The following is a 22,457-nucleotide window of genomic DNA, read 5'->3' on the forward strand; positions in this document are numbered from 1 at the left end:
ATGGTGGCGGTTGTTTATAGTGGATCAAAAACTGCATTTTGGAAATTAACCCAAAATGGCAAAGTAGTGGCACACTGCAATACGACTGGAATTAATCCGACTTTTGTTGATGCCAAAATGATTTTGCAAATCCTGAACAAGAAAATTGTTCTGGTTAATCATGCAGAAAATATTAAAAAAATCTATTTCTTTGCAGCAGGAGCATCTTCAGCAGAAAGGAAAATAGAATTGGCAAATACTTTATCATCATTTTTCAGATACAGTAAGGTTTTTGTTGAAAACGATTTATTCGGCGCTGCAAAAGCCGCCTGTTACGAACAAACCGGGATAGTGGGCATGTTGGGAAGTGGTTCAAACTGTGCGTATTTTGATGGTAAAAAACTCCTCAACAATTGCTTTGGACTAGGCTATATTCTGGGAGATGAAGGTTCTTCAAACTATTTTGGCAAAGTACTTTTAAAAAGTTTTTTAAGTAAAACACTGCCCGAAGATCTTGAAACCAAATTTGTCAGAAACTTTAATCTTGATCGCCCTCAAATTTTGGAAAGAATATATAATAAGCCACAGGCCAATATATTTCTGACCTCTTTCTTTGACTTTTTTACACAAAATATAAAGCATGAGTATATTCTCAAATTAATTGATGAAGGCTTTGAGAGATATTTTCAGACTTATGTATTACCTATGGCAACTAAATATCAGGGTGAAGATATACACTTTGTTGGAAAAGTAGCTGCAGAACTGGAAGAACAGTTGCAAATAGTAGCAGACAGGCATCAGCTTAAAATTAAAACCATTATTAAAGAACCAATACTAAATTTATTAAAACATTACACTAATTAACAAAAACAATGAGCAAAATTGGAATAAACGGCTTTGGCCGTATCGGCAGACTGGTTTTCAGAGCTGCATTAAAAAGAGGATTGGATATCGTAGCAATTAATGACCTGATTGAGCCTGATTATATGGCTTATATGTTAAAATATGACACTACACATGGCAAATTTGATGGCACAATTGAAGTTGTAGATGGTAATTTAGTTGTTAATGGCAAAACAATTCGTGTAACAGCAGAAAGAAATCCTGCTGACCTGAAATGGGATGCAGTTGGTGTTGAAGTGGTTATTGAATCTACAGGTTTATTCTTAACCCGTGCGGATGCAGAAAAACACATCGCAGCAGGTGCTAAAAAAGTAGTTTTCTCTGCTCCGGCTAAAGATAGCGACATCCCTACTTACGTAATGGGTGTTAACCACCATAAATTAACTGCAGATCAAACAATTGTTTCTAATGCATCTTGTACAACAAACTGTTTAGCACCTATCGCTAAAGTTTTAAATGATAACTTCGGAATTGTTGAAGGCTTAATGAGTACCATTCATGCGGTTACTGCAACTCAAAAAACAGTAGACGGTCCTTCAGCTAAAGACTGGAGAGGTGGCCGTGGTGGTTTCTCTAACATCATCCCTTCATCAACCGGTGCTGCCAAAGCAGTAGGTATGGTATTACCAGAATTAAAAGGCAAATTAACCGGTATGTCATTCCGCGTTCCTGTGGCCGACGTTTCTGTTGTTGATTTAACTGCCCGTTTAGAAAAACCAGCAACTTATGAGCAAATTAAGGCAGCCATGAAAGCAGCATCAGAAGGTGAATTAAAAGGCGTATTGGCTTACACTGAAGATGAGGTTGTATCTTCTGACTTCATTGGCGATGACCATGCATCTATTTTTGATGCCAAAGCAGGTATTTCATTGAATGACAACTTTGTAAAAGTGGTTTCATGGTACGATAACGAGTGGGGATATTCATCTGCACTTGCTAAATTTGTAGAATATTACGCAAGTTTATAATACAAAATAGCCATAAGGCTAAATACTGTATTCAAAAAGCGACATTAACCTTTGGTTTTGTCGCTTTTTTATTTTAAACCTGAATTTCATTTATAAAGCTGATTTAATATGCAAGGTAAAACACTTAAGCGCATAAAAAAATGCTGATAAAAATACTTTATCTATAAATAAAGCTTAAAAAAGATTTAAAATGCACTTTTATTTTATAAATCATTCAAAAATTCAACTGACTACAACCATCCAAGCTAAAATTTAATACTATTTAACAATTACTTAACATATTTTGGATGTATATTTGCAATACGGTCATTTTAACAACGATTTGCCGGTTAAAAGATAGCTGCAGATAAAAATGACAAAAAAAATATATAAAAATTTCTTAGTGTATTTTTTACACTATCATTTTTTTTACTATATTTGTAGAGTAATAAACGGAACGATGTTTATGCAGATTAAAAAAGATAAATCATTCTCCTTAAAAAATATTTTGACGGAGGATTAAAGACAAAGCCTGGCTCATAACAGGTTTATATTTGGTTAGAAAAAAAGGAGACGCTCGGATGAGGTCTCCTTTTTCTTTATATCAAAATTTAGCATTCACAAACTTTGAATCCATAAAACAAAATATGATGAATATTTAGGGTGAAATACAACCTACGGAAACATCAGCCGCCAAACACCGCTGATTTTTACAGTTGATGAAGATTGATCTGACGATTGGTAATCTGATGCAACCAGGTAAAGATTTTAAATTTAGTCTCATCATATCCTGATATAGAATTCCAGAAATCTAAAAAGATTTTCTCAAGGATAATTTCTGCAGCATGTTCATCGGCAATCTTGCTGCGGATCATGCCGTATATTGCAGCTGCATATTGCTTATAAATGGTTTTAAAAGCTTCAGGATCACCAGATCTTAAATTATTAAGAAAAATTTCATGCTCAGAAAGCTGAATATTGAGGCCATAGCCTGCTTCCTGCTGATTAACTATCTTTAATAATTGCATTTTACTGATCTGTATAATTAGCTAACATTACATTTTTTTATTTGTTCGGTTTACCAACTAACTATCAAACAACCCAATGGAATATAAGTATAAAAGATACCACAGAACCGCATTTTTATTCTTTTGCTAATCCCTTAATAAATTAAAATCATAACTGGTTTGGTTGCCAGAGGTTTTGTACATTTGACTGGCCAATGAAAATCTTAGTTTACTTTTTGAGTATCACCATTTTGCTTTTATCTTGCATTACCTGCGAAGACGTGATGGCGGTGGAAATCAATAGGCAAACCAATGAGGCCATTCTAACAATTTCAAATACGAACACTTTACCGGATAATGATCATTGTTCGCCATTATGCACCTGCAATTGTTGCGGGCAGCCTATTGTAAATATATGTACCGAATTATTGACGCTTCAGCCAAAATCTTTATCTTCCAATCAGATAAAGCCTGGTTACCAAAGCAGAAATGTATCCGACTATATCCGAAACATCTGGCAACCGCCAAAGTTGAATAAAAATCTTATCGGTTAACCGATATTGTTAAGAACCTATCTCAAGGTTTAATTATTCAATTTATACTATACAGATGCAAAAAATAATATTATTGCTATGCACATTTTTGTGCTTAGGAAGTGCTTACGCACAAAACAGTCTTGAAATATCAGTCAGGAATAAAACGGACAAAACCATTATTAGTGATGCAACGGTGCTGATTAAGGGCACTAATCTTATCATAAAAACCAAAGCAGATGGTACTGCCAGCTTTGAAAACATTCCCGATGGTTCTCAAACCATAATCATCAGAAATATTGGATTCCGGGAACAACGCCTTATTGTTACCTTCCCGTTAAATCAGGTGAAGACGTATGAAATTTTCCTGGAACCGGCAGAAGATGAACTGGATGAAGTTATTGTTTCTTCTACCAGAACCAGCCGGAGTATTCAAAACACCCCCACTCGCGTGGAAACCATTGAACTGGAAGAAATTGACGAGAAAAGTAATATGCGGACAGCCAATGTTTCGATGATCCTGCATGAAAGCACGGGTATTGCCGTGCAGCAAACTTCGGCCACCAGTGCCAATGCCAGTATCAGGATTCAGGGCCTGGATGGACGTTATACCCAGCTTTTAAAAGATGGGTATGCCAGTTTTGGCAATTTTGCCAGCGGATTGAGTATCCTCGAAATTCCACCGCTCGACCTGGCGCAGGTAGAAATTATTAAAGGTCCAGCCTCTACGCTTTACGGTGCAGGGGCAATTGCCGGTGTAGTCAACTTTATTTCCAGAACACCGAGGGAAAAAGCTGATTTCAACATGATCTTTAATCAATCAAACGTAGGCCAAACCAATATCGGGGCCTTTAGCATGCAGCGAAAAGGAAAACTGGGCTACAGCTTACTGGCACTTACCAATTTTCAGAAAGCTTATGATGTTGATCAGGATGATTTTACAGAACTCCCAAAAACAAATGATTTTACCATTCACCCGAAAGTATTTTATTATCCGAATGAAAAAACAACTATTGTAATTGGCAATGCTTTTACCAGAAGCAACCGCACAGGTGGAGACATTTTTGTGATTAATAATGGTGCAGATGCCAACCACCGCTATTTTGAAAGCAACAAAAGCCTTCGCAATACCTCTACCCTCGATTTTGGCTACAAGGTAAATGCATCAGATTTACTGAAGATCAAAACCAGTTTCAATTATTTTAAACGGGATATTGCCATTCCTAACTATACTTTTAACGGGACTAACTATAATGCCTATACTGATATCAGTTATTTGAAAAACATCAAAAATCAAAGCCTGATTTTTGGGTTGAACATCGTATATGATAAGTTTGCAGAGCAAGATCAGCTCCCGAATCTGTCAAAAAACTTTACGACCAGAACGGCCGGCCTTTATGCACAGCAAACCTGGGATATCTCCGATCGTTTTAAGTTAGAAAGTGGTGTGAGGCTTGACTTTGTCAATTATTTCAATGCATTTTACCGCAGGAATGAAGCCTTCGTTTTACCCAGGATTTCTGCTTTGTACAAAATCAATGATCATTGGAGTTCAAGAATTGGTGGCGGCCTGGGTTATAAAACACCAACACTCTTTACCGAACAAACCGAAACTTTTCAATACCAGAACCTATTGCCGCTAAACCAGGTTAAAGCAGAAAAAAGTTATGGAGGTACGGCAGATATTAATTATAAAACGGCTATTGGCGCTGACTGGTTATTCAGCCTGAACCAAATGTTCTTCTATACCAGGATCAATAATTCTACTATCCTGCTTCAAGACAATCAGGGCGCATTTCACTTTGAAAACACCACACAACCTGTACAAAGCAGGGGTTTCGAAACCAATGCAAAGATTATTTTTAAGGAAAACTTTAAGCTTTTTGCCGGTTATACTTTTACCGATGCCAAGGCAGATTACCTGCCGGTTATTCAAAATATCAGGCTTTTACCTCAAAATAAGGTGAACCTGGCTTTGCTTTATGAAAAGGAACGCAATTTTAAATTAGGGCTGGAGGGTTATTTTACCGATCGTCAATACCTTTACAATAATCAATTAACCAGTGCATTCTGGGAGTTTGGTTTCATGGCAGAAAAGGTTTTTGGCAAAATCTCCATATTTATTAATGCCGAGAATTTTACTGATACCAGGCAGAGCCGGTATAAAAGTGTGGTTAACGGATCACATCTTAACCCCAGTTTTGACGACATCTGGACACATACAGAAGGCAGAACTTTTAATGGTGGGATTAAATTAAAGCTTTAAACAGATAATCAAACTATTTTCTAAAATATCTATTGTCAAAGAAAACAATTTTTATATCTTTGCAGCCGCTCTGGAAGCTTCCACTCCAGAGTTTAAGAAAGCCTTCCAGCAATGGGAGGCTTTTCTTATTTAAGCCTATTTGCTTTTAAATATGATTACGGCTAATGGTGGCAAGGTAATGTTAACCGAATATTCTTGCCCGTTATATCCCTCTTTCCGGGGAATAATCTCTCCCCTGTTGTTAATTCCGCTGCCGTAAAACAGAATATCATCCGTATTAAAAATTTCTTTCCATTTGGTTTTAAACGGCACACCAATGCGATAGTGTTCACGAACTACAGGTGTTAAATTAATGGCAATTACCAGTGTATCTTTCGCCTTTGGCCCTTTCCTCATAAAAACAAATACCGATTCATTAACATTATCAGCATCAAGCCATTCAAAGCCTTCATAACTGAAGTTAAAATGGTAAAGTGCAGGTTCCTTTTTGTAGAGGAAATTCAGTGCTTTCACCGTTTCCTGCATCCCCTTATGTCCGGGATACTGAAGCAGGTGCCAATCTAAAGATTGGGTAAAGTTCCATTCACTGGTATCGGCAAATTCATTTCCCATAAACAGGAGTTTTGCACCCGGGTGAGTAAACATGTAGCCATACAGCGCCCGCAGGTTAGCAAACTTTTGCCAGTCATCACCAGGCATTTTATACAGCATGGGCGATTTTCCATGCACCACTTCATCATGTGAAAAGGGCAGCATAAAATTTTCAGTAAACGCATAAGTCATGCTAAAACTTAGCTGATGGTGATGGTGTTTGCGTTCCAGCGTATTAATTTTAAAATACTTCAGGGTATCATTCATCCAGCCCATCATCCATTTCATGCCAAAACCCAGTCCACCGGCATGAACAGGATGTGTTACACCCGGATAAGTACTGCTTTCTTCAGCGATGGTTTGAACACCTTCAAAATTACCATAAATGGCCACATTGAGGTCTTGCAGAAACTGAATGGCACCAAGATTTTCACTGCCCCCATATTCATTTGTTGCCGCATCACCGTCTTCTCTTGAAAAATTGTAGTACAGCATAGAAGCCACTGCATCTACACGCAAACCATCCGCATGATACTGGTCCATCCAGAAAACAGCATTGCTGATTAAAAATGAACGAACTTCATTGCGGTCGTAATTAAATATATAGGATTTCCAATCGGGATGAAATCCCTTTTTCATATCAGCATGTTCATAAAGATGCGTTCCATCAAATTCGTATAGCCCGTGCCTGTCACCTGGAAAATGTGAGGGTACCCAATCCAGGATAACCGCAATATTGGCCTGGTGCAGGGCTTCAATCAGGAACATTAAATCCTGTGGTGACCCATAACGTGAACTGGCACCAAAATAGCCGGTAATCTGGTAGCCCCAACTCGGAAAATAAGGAAATTCCATTACCGGCATCAGCTCTACATGGGTAAAACCCATTTCTTTAACATAAGGTACCAACCGGGTAGCCACTTCCCTGGCGTTGAGCACCCGTTCAGGGTTTTCCGGATCACGCTCCCAGGAGCCTAAATGCAATTCATATACTGAAATGGGCTGATCAAGTGCATTCAGTTTTGCCCTTTTGGCCAGCCACGATTTATCTTTCCAACTGTAATCTGTATCCCAAACCACACTGGCTGTTTGCGGAGGATGTTCCCACTTTCTGGCATAAGGATCGCCCTTTAAATGTTCAGAAGCATCAAAACCCTTTACAAAATATTTATAAACCTCTCCTTTTGAAACCCCAGGGATAAATCCTTCCCAGATCCCTGATTTATCCAGTCTTTTATACAGCGAATGCGAAGTTCTATTCCAATCATTAAAGTTACCGGTTACGCTTACTTCCTGTGCATTTGGTGCCCATACCGAAAAATAGGTTCCATTTGTTTTTTCTACACTGATTAAATGAGAACCCATTTTTTCGTACAGCCTGAAATGCTTTCCAACCGAAAAAAGATCAATATCATAATCGGTGAAAAGGCTATGTACCCAAACTGACCTGCTTTTATCTATCGGTGTTACGGCTATATTTTTTTTGGAAACTTTTTTTGCTGGTATCATAATTTGACTGGATAGGTTTAGCCCCAAACACTAAACAGCGTTTGGGGCTAAAAGATTTACAGACTTAAAATCTGTATTTCAGTAAAGTTTTTAAGGCACTTGAAATGCAGCACACTTCTATCATCAATATGATAGTCGGTTACTTCTTTATTATCGACGATAATTTTCTTCACCTGAAATTTCATACCTATAATGTGGCAGCTATAAAATTCATAGTTTGGCGTATAAAGCCCTTCAATTCTTTGGTTAATTTTCAGTCCCTGTGCATCATTTGCTTTTACCGTAAACTTTTTCTCCAGGTAAATATCCTGTTCAAAAGCAAAGGTATCTCCATGATCTTCATACATATAGGAGTTAACTTCGTAATCGCAACTATAAATATTTAATGCCACCTCGGTAATTGCTTTTTCATCTACATATTGCATTACCGGGTATTCCGGAATGACAGATCCTGCTCTTACAAAGATCGGCATACTGTCAATCTTTGCTTCGATGTTGTATTCATTTCCGCCATCTAAAACTTCATTGGTCCAGAAATTATACCATAATCCTTTAGGCAGGTACACTTGTCTGGATATTGCGCCCTGCTCCAGAACAGGACAGATCAATAATTTATCACCATAGCAGAACTCATCCTGGCGGAAGCTGTTGCTAATATTTTCCTGCTCCAGCATCACCAATGGTCTTAAAATTGGAAAACCATAACGGTGATGTTCCCAGAAAACAGAATACAGATAAGGCATTAAACGGTATCTCAGTTCAATAAATTTACGGTTAATATCTTCGAAAAACCCACCAAAACTCCAGGGCTCCCGTTCAGCTGTATCACCCGCCGAATGTGCACGCATAAATGGAGAAAACGTTCCCAACTGGATCCATCGGGTAAACAATTCGCCATCAGGTTCGCCGCTAAATCCGCCGATATCTGTTCCGCAGAAAGGCACCCCTGAAACCGATAGTCGCTGGCATTGGATATTGCCTATTTTTAAATGTTCCCAGGTGGCAATGTTATCACCGGTCCATACACTTGCATAACGCTGCATCCCCGAATAACCTGCACGGGTAATGGTAAATGGCCGCTTATTGCGCATGAGTTTTTTCAATCCTTCATAAGTAGAGCGCACCATCTGCATGCCATAAACATTATGTGCTTTGCGGTGCGAGCCACGGTAACCATCGTAATTATGGCGAACATCATTCGGAAACGTTCCGGAACCAAAAACGGCCGGTTCATTCATGTCATTCCAGAAACCTGCAACACCCATATCCACCAGTTCTTCGTACAATTTACCCCACCATTTTCTTACTTTTGGATTGGTAAAATCCGGAAACTGGCAACGGCCAGGCCATACATGGCCTTCCATAAAATAATCATCACTTCTTCTGCAAAAGTATTTATTGTCTTTTCCTTCTTTAAACACCCAGTAGTCATCATCCACCTTAATGCCCGGATCAATCATTACCACGGTCTTGAAACCATCGTTAGCAAGTTCCTTGATCATCCGGCGTGGATCGGGAAAATATTTTTTGTTCCATGTAAAGCAGCGGTAGCCGTCCATGTAATCGATATCAAGATAAATGGCATCGCAGGGAATTTTTCGATCCCTGAACTGTTTGGCAATTTCCTTAACCTTGGTTTCCGGGTAATAACTCCAGCGGCATTGCTGATAGCCTAATGTCCACTTCGGGGGCATAGGATGTGTTCCGGTTAGGCTGGCATAACGTTTAACCACGTCCATAATATGCGGACCATGAATATAGTAATACTGTAATTCGCCACCATCAGCCCAGAAACTGGTTTTATTTACATCTTCACTACCAAAATCAAAATATGATTTAAAGGTATTATCAAAGAAAATGCCGTAAGCTGCCTGGTTATGTAACCCGATATAGAAAGGTATGGTTCTATACAAAGGATCCTGATTCCAGCCATAAGAATAGGCATCCGTGTTCCAGTTTTCGAAGCGACGACCGCGAAGGTTAAAGTTCCCCGATTTATCTCCTAACCCAAAAAAATTCTCTTCTGAATGGCATTTTTTGGTTGCATAAATATAGTAGCCACCAAAATCCACATTTTCTTCCCAGTGCATGGAGTTGGCCTCATCTACCATTACTAAATTGGTGATGTTATCAGAAAAGGAAATATGAAAGTTTTCTTTCTCTATTTTACAGGTAACGGAGTGGGTAGAAACCGTATAATACCCTTCGTGCTCCTGCATTTTAAATACCGAAACCTTTTGATCTACTTCCGGTACGGCATAAGAGAAGTCATCCAGAAAAACACCATGTGGCGCCATGCGTACACGAATGATTTCATCACTCACCACACGTACCTCAACTCTTGCATCGCCATCAGAAAAATAAAAGCGGTTTCCCTCTTTCTTTACCTTCTTTACGGCCCCCAGATATTGCTTAACAATTGGTTTAACCGATATATCAACAGGATTGTTTAAATGTTGTACTTCCTGTGCCTTTTCAACCAGTTCATTTACCTCATTAGGCTGATCATTTTGCTCTTCCATCCTTATTTATTCAAATTTGCTTTAAACTCATTCTTAAACCGGGATTGTGCTTAAGAAAGTACTATTATACAAATTATTTTATAGAAGCGGTTAAAAAACCTATTGCATAATCAAATGCCTTCTTATCTGCCCGTCGGCAACTTTATCCTGAAAGAAAAAGGATTGGAAATAAACCTTCGCTACGCACACCCCCGCTATTACCTCTGTGCCATCAAACCTGAGAGACACTATCCAAACACTTCATAGCAGTATTAACCCCTCCTTTTTAAAAAAGGGGCCGGGGTGGCTCTAAAACATCAGCAATAAAATCTGTCTTGTATCTTAGCAGGTGGGTTTTGCCCATCAACTGCCGGCTGTAGCGCGTTGAAATGCCCCTTGCATAAACTTTTCGCCAAATCCAAAAAAGCTTCTGTTAGGTCTACAAATTGAAATACAGATTTAATTTCAAGATCCTGATCAGCCTGAAAACCAGCTTGACAATAATTTTCCATTATTTTTTTCAGCAGCTGTTCATTTTCTGTACAACCTAAAAAATGTTGCAGCTTACTTTTAGCGAAACACGCACATAAATAAAGCAATTGTTTTAAGTTGTAGCTTTCGGCTTTGTAATCCATAAAAACATAATGATTTATGCCCCCTTTGTTGTTATTTCATCGGCGGGCATGCTTTCGCTGCGCTCAGGTTTGGTTACCTTTTTATCAAGAAAAAGGTAAGAGCTCCTCGGCTACGGTGAGCCGAGGCAAGCCAGGGCAAAGGGCAAAGATCTCTCCGCTGCGGTCGAGATGACGATTGATCTCGATTGAATTACGCATAATATCCCTCTGCACGACCGCTACCGGCCTGGGAGATGATGGAAGGAGAAGCCGTTGAAATTTTTGCACCTCCGTTCAAATGACCCCACTGCCCAAGGTAGCGCACACGGCTCCTTCGAAATTAATCTTGATTACCAAATAAAATCGAGTCCTTGTGCTACCGCTTTTAAAATTTCGACGCGCTAATCCAACATCAGCTCCAAGCCTTGATTGTTTGCTTCTTTGTTATCAAGAACAAAGAAGAAGAGGCCACAGCAGCCAGCCGAAAACAACTCCTGTCAGTAATTACGGCAAAGATTGCTTCGCCGGCTGAAAAAGCCGCCTCGCAATGACGATTTAACTGATCATCTGCACCCCGCTACCAGCCTCTGTGCGTATAATAGCGATTTTATCAAATCATAACACTTACTTATAAACGCAGAGCATAACCAGCCCGTTCTTCTTTTTTAAAAACCTATTAAGATTTGAAAAATCTTAATAGGTTTGGGTATTACTAAGGATTAAAAGAATAAGCAATATAATAAATAGCCCCTGCAGCAGGGTTACCATAAGAGGTGATGTAATATTTATTCATCACATTCGATCCACCCAGTTTAATAGCCGATTTTACTGAAGGGATTTGTAAACTCACCTGCGCATCAAGCGAGCTGTAAGCCGGTACATCTCCTGAGGCAAATGAAGAGTTCCAGTAAAATTTATCCTGCCAGCGGTAAGACACATTAAACCCAAAGTTTTTAATCACTTCCCTGTTGCCTAAACCCAGGTTAAAACGAATTTTCGGCGTATTAAAATCGTTAATATAGTTGACTGGCAAATCGCCAATCTGGTTATATGAAACGTTTCCGCTTAAGGTCCACTTATTGATCAGGTAATCAAGCCCCAGGGCGGCACCGTAAGAACTCACTTGCCCCTCAGCATTTACCGGAACGCCAAATTTAACAAAAGTAGGGCTGGCCGCCGTACCCACATTTTGATACACATCAACGGCAGTAATAAAATCTTTATAGATATTATAGTAACCATAAGCATCAACCAGGAGATTGGGCAAAATCAGTCCTTTATAACCTAACTCATAAGACTGAACACTTTCAGGCCGAACGCCCCTGCTATCAAATGTATATTGCTGCAATAATGCCGGATTTGGCGTACCCGTGGCCGCTGAAGCCAGGAAAGCACGGTAGCTTACATCGGTATAAGGTTTATTCGCATCTAAGTGATATTTATTGAAAATGATTTCAGGCAAGCCGCCAATTAAACGTTGCGACCCACCGCCAACAGCCAGATCAATGTACTGATTTTGTGTGGTTGGGTTGCGGTACCCTGTTTGGTATGATGCCCTGATGTTATTATTCCTGGCCACGGTAAACACACCGGTAATCCGTGGTGTAAAACGGCCTTCAAAATTCTGGCTTTTATCATACCTGCCGGCAAAAGTAATCTTCAGTTTATCATTCAGTATCTTTTTACCTACCTGTGCAAATGCACCATATTCATTAATATCAATCGATTCATTTAAATCGTTAAAGATGGTTCCGGCAGAATTCAAATCATATAAACGATAGGATGCACCCACCTGAAACTCCACTACCTTATTAAACGCATTGGTGAAATTGTACATGCCCTCATAATGATAAAGATTGGATTTATCATCAAACCTGGCTCCATAAACACTTTTTGTTGGATCAGTGCTATTGATAGATGTAGCACTGATGGTGGTATTCATAATGGTATTTTTAGCATTTTCATACCCCGCGCTTCCAGGTGCAAACCTTCCCTGGTTGGCGGCATTCCGGGCAAGTACATGTGCGGCCGCATCGTTTTGTCCGGCAGCCCTTGCCCCTATGTAATTACCGATATACTGTGGAAACCAGGTAGTAGAGGGTTTTGAAACTTCGTTGATGTAACTACCCAAAATAGAGGAAATATAAGAATCGCCTGAACGCTCCTGCGTGGTATATCCTTTTAAATAAAAATCCTCCCCTTTTAATTCCAACTTATACTGACCAATATTGAAGTTACGTAGCGAATAACGATCTGATCCGGTATAAACTGAAGTACCTGTGCCCCAGTTCGCCTGTGCTACCGCCTGAATGGTATTGGTGAAATTATAATAAACAGCACCAGATGCCTTGAGCGATTTAGTATCATAATCAACCAGATCAGATTCCTGATAACCTGTCCTGGAAACATTCTGATCCGGGATAAGATTAGCTTTTAAGCCCACATAAAAAGGAAGATAATTCTGAACTGCAGGCCTCAATGCGGCTGGCAGTCCGGCCAGGAAACCAGCTTGTTGTGCGGCATTTGGAATAGCGGCACCAAAGGTACCATCCATTAAAGCCTTGATGTTTGGGATTGCGCCACCTGAACCTGCATTAATTCCGGAAATGGTAGCATTTTGTACGCTCAGTGCCACGTTCCGCATATTCTGGCTCACTTCATCACCATATACGTTGATCCCGTCATAATTGGTATCACTACTGCGGTCACCCGTTTTTGCTGTCCTGGCGTTCCGGTCAAAGTTTGAATAATTGTTTCCAAACCAGTCTTTGGCCTGCAAAAATGAAAATGCGGCCTTCACACCAAATTTTTTATTCCATGATTTCGCCAGACGGACATCCAGCTGATTAAAGGGCTGCACGCTGCTGTTTTCATCATTTACATGATTTACACCCGATTTATACTGAAAACTGGCACCCTGATATTTAAAAGGATCTTTCGAAGTCATCAATAAGGTTCCGTTGATACCACCGGCACCATATAAGGCTGACGATGCACCCGGCAATAATTCTACATGATCAACATCCAGCTCAGTGATGCCCACAATATTACCTACTGAAAAGTTTAAGCCTGGGGCCTGATTATCCATTCCGTCGATATACTGATTGAAACGTGTATTTCCATTGGAGTTAAAGCCACGTGTATTGATGGATTTAAAAGTTAGACTCTGCGTGCTGCTTTCCACACCTTTCATATTGTTTAAAGCATCATAAAATGAAGGTGCCGCAATATCGCGGATAGAAGCAGCACTCATCCGCTCAATGGAAACCGGCGATTCCAGAATGCGCTCAGGTGTCCTGGATGCAGAAACAACCACATCGCCACCCAAAAGCACAGCAGCTTCCATCTCCACTGCAATTCCGGTAGTCGTACTATTAATTAACTGTTCCACAGTACCATAACCTACATAAGATGCAACCAGGGTAAATGGAAACTTTGCAGCAGTTGAAAAACTAAAGGTACCATCAGCAGCAGATGCCGTACCGCCAGGTTGCCCTTTAACCATCAGGCTCACACCTGACAATCCTTCTTTTGATTGCTTATCTTTTACAGATCCACTGACCGTAATGCGCTGTGCCTGTGCAGTTAAATTCATCGTGCACATCAATAATAACGCAAATAAAATTTGTGTAAAAATCCTGCTCATAAATAAATTGCTATTTGGCTTGTATTATTAGTTATATAAACTTAAATATTATTTTTGACTTCACCAGTATGGTGTGTAATATTTATGATTGAATATATAATTTTGATTGACATTCTGTTTGTTGTATTTTGCAGTCCTTATAAACGATCAGTTAAATAAATACTGTAATTTCTGAGATTTTTGCGAACCCACATGAACAAATTAAGAGCATTATTCTGCATCATCATACCTATAAGTCTGGCTTTCTTTTTCAATACAAAAATTGGAAGTACTCCACCCCTGCTGAAGTTCTTAAACCCTTTTATGGGATTTTGGCAAAATGCTGAAAACAATCATTTTATGTTTAACCATAAGGTGAAAATTAAGGGTGCTACAGATCAGGTTGAAATTTTTTTTGACGACAAAATGATCCCGCATATTTTTGCCCGGAATGATCATGATCTTTACCTGGCCCAGGGTTATGTAACCGCCATGCACCGCCTTTGGCAAATGGATTTTCAAACGCGTTTTGCAGCAGGCAGAATCAGTGAGGTAGTTGTATCTGAACCTGCACGCGAAAGCGACCGTTATCAGCGCAGAATGGGCATGGTATATGGTGCTGAAAACTCGCTTAAGGGCATGATGGCTGATCCAAAATCAAAGGAAATGATATTGGCGTATACCGAAGGGATTAATGCCTATATCAAAACACTCTCCCGTTCCAATTATCCTATCGAATATAAAATACTGGATTTTAAACCGGAACAATGGACCCCGCTCAAATGTGCGCTTTTGCTCAAACAAATGTCGGCCATTTTAGCCATGGGATCTGATGAATTTTATATGACCAACATCCTGAAAAAATTTGGTCCTGAAATTACCAAAAATCTTTTCCCGGATTATCCTTTTAAAGAAGATCCGATTATTCCGGTGGGTACTAAATGGAATTTTTCGCCATTACCCATTCCCAAAACCCCTGAAAGTTTCACCACAACACAAACCGGTGATGTACAAACCAAACAAAAAGTAGAGGGCATCGGAAGCAATAACTGGGCCCTCTCCGGAAGTAAAACCGCTTCAGGCTATCCGATTTTAGCCAACGACCCGCATCTGGAACTGAGTTTGCCATCCATCTGGTATCAGATTCAATTGCATGCACCGGGTATCAATACTTATGGTGTTTCACTGCCCGGTGCACCAGGAATTATTATTGGCTTTAACCAGAAAATTGCCTGGGGTGTAACCAATGTTGCAGCAGATGTGCTCGATTTCTATCAGATCAAATTTAAAGACAGTACGCATAATGAATACTGGTACAACAACAAATGGAATAAAACAACTAAACGCCTGGAGGTGATTAAAATCCGCGGAAGCAAGGATCTTATCGATACCGTTTACTACACCCATCAGGGACCTGTGGTTTATCTTCAGAAATCAAATTTTGTTAAAGCAAACAGTGTGCCTGTGGGTGATGCCTTAAGGTGGATCGCACATGACCGTTCAAATGAACTCATGACATTTTACTACCTGAACAGGGGTAAAAACTATAATGATTACAGAAAAGCATTAACCTATTATACCGCACCGGCACAAAACTTTGTGTTTGCCAGTGTGGATAATGATATCGCCATCACGCCAAATGGAAAGTTTCCATTGAAATGGAAAAACCAGGGAAAATTTATTCTCGATGGTACCGATCCGGCATACGACTGGCATGGCTGGATTCCCGCTTCACAAAACCCTACTGTGAAAAATCCACCTAGGGGTTTTGTAAGTTCAGCTAACCAATCTTCTACTGATCAGACTTATCCTTACTACCTCAATTGGGAATTCGCACCTTATGAACGCGGAAAGCGAATTAATGACCGTTTAACGGCGATGAATAAGGCTACGATGGACAGCATCAGACTCATGCAAACTGATAATTACAGCATCCTGGCCCAAAACCTGATTCCGGCTGTATTGCCACTTTTAAATCCGGAAAATTTAAACGCTACCCAAAAAGAAGCACTGCACTATTTAACTAAATGGAATAAACGTTATGATGCAGGTGAAATTGCAGCCAGTATTTTTGAAATCTGGACTAAACGCCTCGCATTCGATATTTGGGACGATGAATTTACAGTTAAAGGTATTCCAATGCGTTATCCATCAAGAGACCGCACGGTTGAAATGATATTGAAAGAACCGGCTGCCAAATGGTACGATAATGTAAATACCAGTCGGAGGGAAAACCTCGCTGATCTGGTTAATGAATCGTTTAAATACAGTTGCGATAGTTTGGAACGCAGATTCGGGCCGATCAATAAAGACTGGAGATGGTCTAACGTGAAACAAAGCAATGTTCCGCACCTGGCCAAAATACCAGGTTTTGGGTCTGAAGTATTACAGATTGGCGGAGCAAAAAGCACCATCAATGCCTTAAGTGAAACAAATGGTCCATCCTGGAGAATGGTAATTGAACTTGGCAAAAATCCTAAAGGCCATGGTGTATATCCGGGCGGGCAATCTGGTAACCCCGGAAGCAAATTTTATGATAATATGATTGATACCTGGGCAAAAGGTCAGTTATACGATTTGTTTTATATGCAAACGCCGGATGATCAGTCTGAAAAAATTATCTCTCGTTTAAAAATTTCTAAATAATTTAAAATGGTTTTTATTGTTATCGTCATCATCTGCTTTTTCCTTCAAATGATTGCACCCTGGTGGGTAATTATTGTGGTGGCCTTTGCCACTTGCGGCATTATAGGTAAAACGGGCAAAATTGCTTTCTGGCATTCCTTTTTTGCTATAGGCTTACTATGGATTGGCTATTCGCTATTTAAAAGCTTACCAAACGATAATTTGTTAGCCAGTCGGGTGGCAGTGATGACGGGTGTAAAGCTCTGGTGGGTACTATTATTGGTAACGGGAATACTTAGCGGATTAGTGGCCGGAATCAGCGGTTATTGCGGCTATCAATTTAGAATGGCGATGCTGGCTAAAAAAACTGACGATAAAATAGCATAAGGCTTCGTACTTTTGCAACGTGGATTTGACAAATACTGATATTTTTACAATAAACAATGCTCAGTCTTTTCAAGACCAGGCTTTAGCAACCTTTAAATTACAGGCAGCAAACTGCCAGGTTTACCGTGAATATATTCATCATTTAAAAATTGATGTCAATCAGGTATCCGCCATCGAACAGATTCCGTTTCTACCCATTGGTTTTTTCAAAACGCATCAGATCGTGAGTAATCAACATCCTGCTGAAGTAATTTTCAGCAGTTCGGGTACTACAGGAATGAGTCATAGCAGCCATCACGTAACAGATGTGGCTTTATATGAGCAAAGTTACCTGCTTGCTTTCAATCATTTTTATGGCAAAGTATCAGATTACTGTTTTCTGGCTTTACTTCCCTCCTACCAGCAAAGATCAGGTTCTTCTCTAATTTATATGGTTAATGATCTGATTGAAAAAAGCGGTCATCCACAGAGTGGTTATTTTTTGGATAACCATCATGACCTTTTGCAAACCTTAACAGATCTTAAAACCAGGAATCAACCAACTGTTTTAATTGGTGTAACTTATGCCTTACTGGATTTTGTAGAGAAATTCGATCTTAACTTCCCTGAATTGATTGTAATGGAAACAGGCGGTATGAAGGGCAGAAGAAAGGAAATGGTTCGGGAAGAACTTCACCAGCAATTAACAGAAGGTTTTGGCGTACCCGCTATTCACAGTGAATATGGCATGACCGAATTGCTTTCACAGGCTTATTCTTTGGGTGGGGGCATTTTTCAATGTCCGGGCTGGATGAAAGTACTGATCCGGGATACCAATGATCCTTTAACATTGATTCCTGAAGGAAAAACAGGAGGAATAAATGTAATTGACCTCGCCAATATTAATTCTTGCTCATTCATCGCCACACAGGATTTGGGTAAAATAAATGCTGACCAAAGTTTTGAAGTGTTGGGCAGATTTGACAATGCCGATATTAGAGGCTGTAATTTGCTTGTGCAGTAACTGAATTAATTCCAAAACTCAATTAGCTAAAACAATTACCTGCTAAAAAGGATTATTTATACAAAACCTTATACTATGAAAAATATCTTCTTGGCAGCACTAACCCTAACAGGTTTATTTGTGGCCTCATGTAACGGAAAACAAGCAGATCAGGAAAATGCAGATAGCACCTATAAATATTCAGATACGAATAAAAAAGATTCAGCAATGATGGATACCACAAAAGGTAAAATGCTGGCTGACTCTATATCGAATACCCCTGCCGATGCTAAACATTAGCATTCTAATTGGAAACTGATCATTAATCAGTATACAAACAAAAAAGGCTCAATTTGATTGAGCCTTTTTTGTTTAGCGTTTATTCTGCAATCAGGAGAAAATAGTTTTTCTTTCCTTTTTGTACGACAATAAACTGATCATTAATCAGGTTTCCGGTATTAAAAACCTGCATGGCATCAGCTACTTTTTCTTTATTTACAGAAACACCTCCACCCTGAATGAGTTTCTTGGTTTCGCCTTTAGAAGGAAAAACGGCAGCCTTTTCTGCAAGCAAAGTTGCCGCATCAATACCAGCACTTAATTCTGATTTAGAAATATGGAACTGCGGAATACCTTCAAACATTTCCAACACCTGGTTTTCTGATAAGCTTTTTAAAAAATCAAGTGAACCGTTTCCGAACAAGAACTCCGAAGTTTTAATAGCAGTTTCCAAAGCTTCTGCTGAGTGCGTTTTCACTGTAATGTCTTCGGCTAAAGCTTTCTGAAGAATGCGCAAATGTGGTGCTGCATCATGTTCCTTTTCCAGGGCTTCGATTTCTTCTTTATTTTTTAGCGTAAAAATCCTGATCCATTTCTTTACATCATCATCAGATGCATTTAACCAGAACTGGTAAAATTTATATGGAGAGGTTTTCGCCGGATCTAACCAAACGGCACCACTTTCTGTTTTGCCAAACTTGGTTCCATCAGCCTTTTTAATTAATTGCGTGGTAATGGCATAAGCTGTTCCGGCATCTTTCCTTCTGATTAACTCGGTACCGGTTACAATGTTTCCCCATTGGTCTGATCCCCCCATCTGCACCAGACAGTTTTCGTTTTTCCATAAATGATAGAAATCATATCCCTGAATCAACTGGTAACAAAATTCGGTAAAGGATAAGCCAGAATCACCTTCCAGGCGTCTTTTAACGCTATCCTTAGCCATCATATAGTTTACGGTAATGTGCTTGCCCACGTCTCTGATAAACGTAAACAGGTTCATATCTTTAAACCAGTCTGCATTATTTACCATTACTGCACCATTGCCACCCTCTTCAAATTTTAGAAATTTGGAAAGTTGACTTTTCATGCCTTTCAGGTTATGTTCAATCATTTCCGGTGTTTGAAGGTTACGCTCATCCGACTTACCAGAAGGATCGCCAACCATACCAGTAGCTCCTCCAACCAAAGCAAATGGCTTATGCCCTGCATTTTGGAAGTGAATGAGTGTCATGATTTGCGTTAAGTGACCAACATGAAGGGAATCGGCAGTAGGGTCGAAACCAATATAACCAGATGTCATCCCTTCATTCAACTTTTCTTCTGTATTTGGCATTATATCATGCAGCATGCCGCGCCACCTTAACTCTTCAACAAAATTCGTCATTGTATAGGCAATTTATTTTCGTGCGTGCAAAGATAAAATTTTCACTTGCTTTAATGCAAATTAGTTGATGACGCTAAACCAGCTTTTAAATCTGCAGCCCCAATCAGCCGTTTATTTCGAAATAGCTGATTATGGGTTCCATTATGTACATAAAACTCCAGATATATTGGTAACACCTTTTATCAACTGATATTTTGCATCACTAAAGAAAATATTACCTTGCAACATGAACTTTCTATCCCATTATTATTTCGAAAGATTAACGCAGGATGCTAACATAGTAATGGGAACGGTTTTGCCCGATCTGATCAAAAATGCTTCGAAAGAATTTAATCTTTATCCACAAAAAAATGAGTTTCTGTTTATAGGAAATCCGGATGAGGAAAACTTGCTTAAAGGCTGGAAAAGACATTTAGCCGTTGATTTATATTTTCATTCATCTGATTTTTTTCTGGAAAAAACCGCTCTGCTAAAGGAGCTTATTAAGCCCATTGTAACTGATACGCCGATTCGCCCCTCGTTTCTGGCTCATATTGGTTTAGAATTATTGTTAGATCATTTATTAATTGAGCAGAATCTCATTCAGGTCAATCATTTTTATGATAAGCTGGTGGCTGTTAATCCAAATTCGTTAACCGATTTCCTGGAGCATTGCGGACTTAAAAACCAGATCGTTTTCACGAAATTCCTGGAAAATTTCATCAGTAGCAAATATTTACTAAGCTACCAAAAGCTGGAAAACATTAGCTATGCCTTAAATAGAATCTGCATGCGCCTGTGGCCCGAAACTTTAAATGAGCTTCAGTTACAGGAACTGACCTTTCAATTGGGAATTTTCAAACCTGTTCTAGCCAAAGATTTCATGGATATTTTCGATGAGATTGAGGACAAATTAATATAAGTAATTATTAAAATCACTTCACCAACCTTGCAATTTGAAAGTGTAACTTTCAAATTGCAAGGTTTAAACGTATATTTGTTTGTAATCTGAAAGCAAAGGTTTCAAATTACAAGGTTATGATTGAAAGATTAATTAAAGAAAAAATTGTTAAAGGTTTAAAAAGCGTTCCAATTGTTGCGCTTTTAGGGCCAAGACAAGTTGGTAAAACAACGTTGGCATTTCAAATCTCCGGTGAGTTTTCAGCTAAAAAAACCAGTTATCTGGATCTCGAACTAGATACGGATATTAATAAGCTTCAGGATTCTGAAAGCTACTTAAAAAGATTTGAAAATGTCATCCTGATTATTGATGAGGTTCAGCGTAAACCAGATCTTTTTCCTAACCTAAGGGGAATTGTCGATCTAAGAAAGCGAGCAGGTGAGCAAGCCGGTCATTTTCTGCTGTTGGGCTCAGCATCAAGAGACCTGCTACAACTATCATCAGAAACGTTAGCAGGCAGAATCAGGTATATAGAACTTACACCCTTTAATGCACTGGAAATCTACAATCATGATCCACTTGGTTTTAGCGTAGAAAAAATTTGGTTTAGAGGTGGGTTTCCAGGAAGTTTTCTTGCTATTGATGCTGAAGAAAGCTGGGAATGGTTAAATGATTTTATTTCGACTTATGTAGAACGTGACATTCCATTAATGGGACCAAGTTTACCAGCAAACCGATTAAAAAGATTTTGGTCTATGCTAGCTCATTTTAACGGACAACAGGTAATTTATACAGATTTAGCCAAAAGCCTGGAAGTAAGCCATCCAACAGTGAAACTATATCTGGATGTATTAACGGATTTTTATATGGTGAGGCAACTGCAACCCTGGGCAGGAAATACTAAAAAAAGATTGGTAAAGTCTCCTAAAATCTATATCCGCGATACAGGAATTCTGCACAAATTACTTAACATATCTAGCTTAGAAGACCTTCTCGGGCACCCTGCATTAGGTTCAAGCTGGGAGGGTTTTGTGGTAGAAAATATTATTGGTCAGTTATCCAGTAAATGGCAATACAGTTATTATAGATCGGCCACACAAACAGAAATTGATCTTGTTTTGGAAGGCCCGAATCATAAAATCTGGGCGGTTGAGGTCAAAAGATCAGCCTCACCAAAAATTGCGAAAGGTTTTCATATCGCATGTAAAGATATTGGTGCCACCGAAAAATTTGTAGTTTACTCGGGTACCGAGAGGTATCCTCTTCCTAACAACACAGAAGCTATTGGTTTGATTGAATTTCTTCAGCTATTAAATAAAAACACCAATCAAGATCCGGCTTAATCGTAATTGCACCTGTTATCTATAAAAATCAAGCTAATGGTAATGTCACTCATTTCCCACAGCTTTTTGTGCTTCAAAGTATAAAAGCGAGTTAACCTT

The 22,457-nt window shown here is 39.3% G+C and carries 15 protein-coding genes; 10 read left to right on the top strand and 5 right to left on the bottom strand.

All coding sequences use genetic code 11. The annotated features are described in order from the left end of the window. Entirely contained in the window at window positions 1-843 is an 843-nt protein-coding gene (locus OQX64_RS11165) for a hypothetical protein (RefSeq protein WP_265818816.1), read from the top strand. 8 nt (window positions 844-851) lie between these two features. Next, window positions 852-1,850: a type I glyceraldehyde-3-phosphate dehydrogenase gene (gap, locus tag OQX64_RS11170; protein WP_025144555.1), complete on the top strand. Its 999-nt coding sequence runs from the start codon at window positions 852-854 to the stop codon at window positions 1,848-1,850. 689 nt (window positions 1,851-2,539) lie between these two features. Here gap and OQX64_RS11175 read toward each other — a convergent pair. Continuing rightward, a complete protein-coding gene (locus OQX64_RS11175) occupies window positions 2,540-2,857 on the bottom strand; it encodes an RNA polymerase sigma factor (protein ID WP_088300042.1) in 318 nt (105 codons plus the stop codon). Between the two features lie 194 nt (window positions 2,858-3,051). Here OQX64_RS11175 and OQX64_RS22560 point away from each other — a divergent pair, with 194 nt between their 5' ends. Together OQX64_RS22560 and OQX64_RS11180 are read left to right on the top strand one after the other, a co-directional pair. Then, window positions 3,052-3,390: a DUF6660 family protein gene (locus OQX64_RS22560; protein ID WP_416240471.1), complete on the top strand. Its 339-nt coding sequence runs from the start codon at window positions 3,052-3,054 to the stop codon at window positions 3,388-3,390. A 55-nt stretch (window positions 3,391-3,445) separates the two neighbouring features. Beyond that, a complete protein-coding gene (locus OQX64_RS11180) occupies window positions 3,446-5,635 on the top strand; it encodes a TonB-dependent receptor (protein ID WP_265818817.1) in 2,190 nt (729 codons plus the stop codon). Window positions 5,636-5,770: 135 nt separating this feature from the next. Here the strand turns inward: OQX64_RS11180 and glgB are convergent, their stop codons facing one another. The 3 genes from glgB to OQX64_RS11195 form a co-directional block, all read right to left on the bottom strand. Next, window positions 5,771-7,735: a 1,4-alpha-glucan branching protein GlgB gene (glgB, locus tag OQX64_RS11185; RefSeq protein WP_265818818.1), complete on the bottom strand. Its 1,965-nt coding sequence runs from the start codon at window positions 7,733-7,735 to the stop codon at window positions 5,771-5,773. 56 nt (window positions 7,736-7,791) lie between these two features. Next, entirely contained in the window at window positions 7,792-10,257 is a 2,466-nt protein-coding gene (locus tag OQX64_RS11190) for a glycoside hydrolase family 31 protein (RefSeq protein ID WP_265818819.1), read from the bottom strand. A gap of 1,305 nt (window positions 10,258-11,562) precedes the next feature. Further along, on the bottom strand, window positions 11,563-14,496 hold the full coding sequence (locus OQX64_RS11195) for a TonB-dependent receptor (RefSeq protein ID WP_265818820.1): 2,934 nt from the start codon (window positions 14,494-14,496) through the stop codon (window positions 11,563-11,565). Window positions 14,497-14,799: 303 nt separating this feature from the next. On the opposite strand from OQX64_RS11195, the gene OQX64_RS11200 reads away from it, so the two are divergent. The 4 genes from OQX64_RS11200 (at window position 14,800) to OQX64_RS11215 (ending at window position 18,769) form a co-directional block, all read left to right on the top strand. Then, complete coding sequence (locus OQX64_RS11200; protein ID WP_322974950.1) at window positions 14,800-17,121, top strand: penicillin acylase family protein; 2,322 nt, start codon at window positions 14,800-14,802, stop codon at window positions 17,119-17,121. A gap of 6 nt (window positions 17,122-17,127) precedes the next feature. Beyond that, window positions 17,128-17,487, top strand: coding sequence for a hypothetical protein (locus tag OQX64_RS11205; protein WP_088300049.1), 360 nt, complete (start codon window positions 17,128-17,130; stop codon window positions 17,485-17,487). 25 nt (window positions 17,488-17,512) lie between these two features. Continuing rightward, the gene (locus OQX64_RS11210) at window positions 17,513-18,490 is read left to right on the top strand and encodes an acyl transferase (RefSeq protein WP_416240474.1); all 978 of its coding nucleotides are present in this window, start codon (window positions 17,513-17,515) and stop codon (window positions 18,488-18,490) included. A 75-nt stretch (window positions 18,491-18,565) separates the two neighbouring features. Next, entirely contained in the window at window positions 18,566-18,769 is a 204-nt protein-coding gene (locus OQX64_RS11215) for a hypothetical protein (RefSeq protein ID WP_265818823.1), read from the top strand. A gap of 79 nt (window positions 18,770-18,848) precedes the next feature. Here the strand turns inward: OQX64_RS11215 and tyrS are convergent, their stop codons facing one another. Then, a complete protein-coding gene (gene tyrS, locus OQX64_RS11220) occupies window positions 18,849-20,135 on the bottom strand; it encodes a tyrosine--tRNA ligase (protein ID WP_265818824.1) in 1,287 nt (428 codons plus the stop codon). 226 nt (window positions 20,136-20,361) lie between these two features. Between tyrS and OQX64_RS11225 the strand changes: the two genes are divergently transcribed. Further along, window positions 20,362-21,036 carry a hypothetical protein gene (locus tag OQX64_RS11225; protein WP_265818825.1) on the top strand — a complete coding sequence of 225 codons (675 nt, stop codon included), beginning with the start codon at window positions 20,362-20,364 and terminating at the stop codon, window positions 21,034-21,036. A gap of 116 nt (window positions 21,037-21,152) precedes the next feature. After that, on the top strand, window positions 21,153-22,358 hold the full coding sequence (locus OQX64_RS11230) for an ATP-binding protein (protein ID WP_265818826.1): 1,206 nt from the start codon (window positions 21,153-21,155) through the stop codon (window positions 22,356-22,358). The last annotated feature ends 99 nt before the right edge of the window (window positions 22,359-22,457 follow it).

This window comes from Pedobacter sp. GR22-10, from assembly GCF_026239715.1.
Taxonomy (GTDB): domain Bacteria; phylum Bacteroidota; class Bacteroidia; order Sphingobacteriales; family Sphingobacteriaceae; genus Pedobacter.